This is a genomic window from Streptomyces niphimycinicus (assembly GCF_018883605.1).
GTDB lineage: Bacteria > Actinomycetota > Actinomycetes > Streptomycetales > Streptomycetaceae > Streptomyces > Streptomyces niphimycinicus.
Map to the genome: position 1 here is coordinate 1 of NZ_JAHLEM010000758.1, position 467 is coordinate 467.

1 tRNA gene is annotated in these 467 nt (G+C 71.1%); it reads left to right on the forward strand.

The features are described 5' to 3' along the window. Positions 1–261 precede the first annotated feature (261 nt). Positions 262–338: transfer RNA gene (locus KN815_RS41960), tRNA-Met, on the forward strand. Positions 339–467 lie beyond the last annotated feature (129 nt).

Below are 467 nucleotides of genomic sequence, written 5' to 3' on the forward strand. Positions count from 1 at the left end.
CGCCGCGGGGCGCTCACCGAGGGGCAGCGGTGGTGTGCGCGGGCGGTCGAGCTGGGGCCCGCGGAGGTCGCCGAGCGCGCGGCGCGGCTGCGGGACGCGCTTCAGCAGGAGCTCACGGCGTAGCGACAGCTCACGGCGTAACAGCAGCTCACGGCGTAGTGCTCCGGGCCGGGAACCCCGGTCCGGAGCCACCGGCGGGCGTCCCGCCGGTAACCGGTTTGCTCCTGCTGTCCACCCCGGGTTAAGGTTGCAACACAACGACGCGGGGTGGAGCAGCTCGGTAGCTCGCTGGGCTCATAACCCAGAGGTCGCAGGTTCAAATCCTGTCCCCGCTACCAATGCGAAAGGCCCGGATCCTCCAGGATCCGGGCCTTTCGTCTGTCTTGGCGTCTCAGCCGCCTGTCGCGGGCGCTCTCAGGCCGCGCAGTCGGGGCAGAGCCCCCGGTAGGTCACCTCGACCGCGGAGA